Consider the following 2,810-nt stretch of genomic DNA (forward strand, 5'->3'; position numbering starts at 1 on the left):
GTGTGTGAAAGCTAACAAACTGCTCAAGAGGGATTCACAACGCGTGGCATTTTTACTATGCGTTGATTTTAGTGATTAAGGTGGTATGCAGTGGCTTCGGTATTGCGTTGCTCACCCCTTAGCAGGGCGTTATGAAGCAGGAGGAAATATCAACTATGGTAAAACAAGTTGGAAATACGGAAATCAAAGAAAATCATCGAGCTTCATGCCATTGTGGTACTGTTGTGCTTGAGTTGTATTTGCCAAATGGTATCGAAAAACCGAGGCGTTGTGACTGTTCTATTTGTCGTAGAAAAGGGGCAATAGTTGGCTCAGTCCCTTTAGCTAATATTAAAATCCTCAAGGGTGAATCTGAGCTAAAGTTGTATCAATTCAACACAGGAACAGCTAAACATTATTTTTGTTCAAATTGTGGCATTTATACTCATCACCAAAGACGTTCAGAACCAACCGAATACGGCTACAACATTGGTTGTCTTGAGGGTGTAAATCCATACGAATTAGGTGCTATTGAAGTCATGGATGGCGTAAATCATCCGGCTGATAGAAAGAAAATTTAAGTTCGCATCACTTTCGCAACTGCTTCATAACAAAGCATTTAAGACGGATTCCCAACGCTCGGCATTTTTGGTTTGCTTTAGTTTCGGTGTTTACGGCATCTTACTTTAAGTTTGGTGGTCTGCGTTGCTCACCACTTAATGCGGCGTTAGCTTTCTTTCGGAGGATTTAAGATGGAAATTTCTGATTGGATATCAACATTTATGGCATTGATCGCAACGGCGTCAGCGATCATTACATATGTTGTATACCGGACTTCGACGGACCCAGAAGTCATCATTTATGTCGATACAGACAAAAAACGACCATCATTTGTAAACTTAATTATTAAAAATATTGGTAATGGACCCGCTGAAAATATTGTATTTGAAACATCTCGGCCGTTACCAAGTAAGGCTTTCGGAATTGAAGAACCAAAGGATATGCCTAGTCTTATGAAGTCCGGCCCCATTGTAGATGGAATTCCTTACATGGCTCCTAATCAGTCTATGGTTATTACGTGGGGACAATATGGAGGTTTAAAAAAGTATATTGGCAAAAAATCTATCGTAGTTACTGCCAAGTATAAGAGAGCAAATTCAAAACTTTCATTTTCCAAGAACACTAGTTCTTCTCAGCTATTTATCGAGGCGTTTGGTGAGACTGACATTTCCGACTTCAATTGGGATAAACAGTTAGTTGAGGAACTCAAAAATACAAATAAGCAATTGCATAAAATTGAAGGTAAGCTCAGTGTTACGTCGGCATCCGAAAGCTAACAAATTGTTCAAGAGTGATTCGGCACGCGTGGCATTTTTATTATGCGTTAGGTTTGGTGGTTAAGGCGGTATGCGGAAGCTTCGGTATTGCGTGCCTCACACCTTAACAAGGCGTTAGGTGCTTGGAGGAAATCATGAACTCAAAGGAAGTCGTCCTAGCTTTTTGGGATGCGATGAAAACAAATGACTTTGCCAAAGCAAGCGAGTGGCTTAGCCCAGATTTTGAGGGTTTCTGGCCGCAGTCGGGAGAACTCATTATTGGCTGAGACAACTTCACGGCTATCAATACTTATTACCCTGCGAATGGTATTTGGGAGTTTACAGTTCACTCCGTAGTTTGCGACGGTGAAACAGTAGTCACTGATGTATCAATTACAGATGGTGTCCAAAAAGCACGTGCTATAACTTTTCATACTGTTGAAAATAGCCTAATAAGTAAGCAAAAAGAGTTCTGGCCAGACCCAATGGAAGCACAGGCATGGCGGGCAAAATGGGTTAGGTTAGTGCAAGGTTAAGCTACGCACCTAACAAACAATTTAAGAGTGATTCAGCACGCTTGGCATTTTCGGATTGGGTTTAGTTCAGTGTTTACGGTGTTCAAATTAAGTGTTGTGGTCGCGTGCTTCACACCTTAATTGGGCGTTATGTTTCTCTTTTGATGTGTGATATCGATCCCATATTCTGTAGTTTCAATTTGTTACTTTCGCCTTCCAATTAAACAACACGTTGCGTAGCTGGTTAAATGAAAAAAGTAATAGTATTTCTTCCGATAATGCTTACAGGTTGTGTTCAACCATTAAAGACAGAAGCAGATGTTTTGGAAATCAGTCCTTTCATTGAATTCAATGTTAACGAGACTATCTCGGTGACTAACGCTCAATCTAGTCACGATGAGGTAGTTGTTGCTGATTTGGATTTAATGGCAGTAACAGGCTCTAAGTTTGATTTCACCGAGACTCTCATTGAAATAACAGAGCAAGAATTGGTTAAGAGAAAAGGCATAATAACTTCGAATAACCCTAAAAAAGAACTGTCGTTGTCGGTCGATGATTTAAGTTGCAAAAAAGGAATGTTCGGACCGTCGTGCACAACAAAAATTTCTTTGACTATTGGTAGCGACTACAGTGCAGTCTACACCGCATACAGTGAGAACGGATATACAGTAAACGATACCGCTAGTCACACTTTAGCTGAGGCAATGTCAGCGATGTTTCGTGATCCAAAGGTTATTGCGTATCTGACGGATTCATAAACATAACAAACTGTTTAAGAGTGATTCGCAACGCGTGGCATTTTCACTATGCGTTGCGTCTAGTGTTTAAGGTGGTATTCGGCGGCATCGGTATTGCGTTGCTCACACCTTAACAGGGCGTTATGTGAATAGGGAAATTATGCAGCAAGCAATTGAAAGTGAGAGACTAATATTAAGACCATTTTCTATGTCTGACGCTGAGCGTGTTTCAGAGTTGGCTGGCGACAAGCAAATATCAGAAA

3 protein-coding genes and 2 pseudogenes are annotated in these 2,810 nt (G+C 40.7%); all 5 read left to right on the plus strand.

Translation table 11 applies throughout. The features are described 5' to 3' along the window. Positions 1–155 precede the first annotated feature (155 nt). The gene (locus tag F7Y48_RS23460; protein ID WP_258506961.1) at positions 156–560 is read left to right on the plus strand and encodes a GFA family protein; all 405 of its coding nucleotides are present in this window, start codon (positions 156–158) and stop codon (positions 558–560) included. Between the two features lie 171 nt (positions 561–731). After that, positions 732–1,316: a hypothetical protein gene (locus tag F7Y48_RS23465; protein WP_140150327.1), complete on the plus strand. Its 585-nt coding sequence runs from the start codon at positions 732–734 to the stop codon at positions 1,314–1,316. 134 nt (positions 1,317–1,450) lie between these two features. After that, positions 1,451–1,831, plus strand: a pseudogene (locus tag F7Y48_RS23470) (nuclear transport factor 2 family protein). 227 nt (positions 1,832–2,058) lie between these two features. Further along, a complete protein-coding gene (locus tag F7Y48_RS23475; protein WP_316685449.1) occupies positions 2,059–2,568 on the plus strand; it encodes a hypothetical protein in 510 nt (169 codons plus the stop codon). A 139-nt stretch (positions 2,569–2,707) separates the two neighbouring features. After that, positions 2,708–2,810 (plus strand): annotated as a pseudogene (locus F7Y48_RS23480) (N-acetyltransferase); the annotation flags it as partial.

This window comes from Vibrio sp. 2-1-2a, from assembly GCF_032648565.1.
GTDB classification, from domain to species: Bacteria; Pseudomonadota; Gammaproteobacteria; order Enterobacterales; family Vibrionaceae; genus Vibrio; species Vibrio diabolicus.

Coding starts and splice junctions, on each gene's coding strand:
- F7Y48_RS23460 (WP_258506961.1), top strand. CDS start 156: ATGGTAAAACAAGTTGGAAATACGGAAATCAAAGAAAATCATCGAGCT.
- F7Y48_RS23465 (WP_140150327.1), top strand. CDS start 732: ATGGAAATTTCTGATTGGATATCAACATTTATGGCATTGATCGCAACG.
- F7Y48_RS23475 (WP_316685449.1), top strand. CDS start 2,059: ATGAAAAAAGTAATAGTATTTCTTCCGATAATGCTTACAGGTTGTGTT.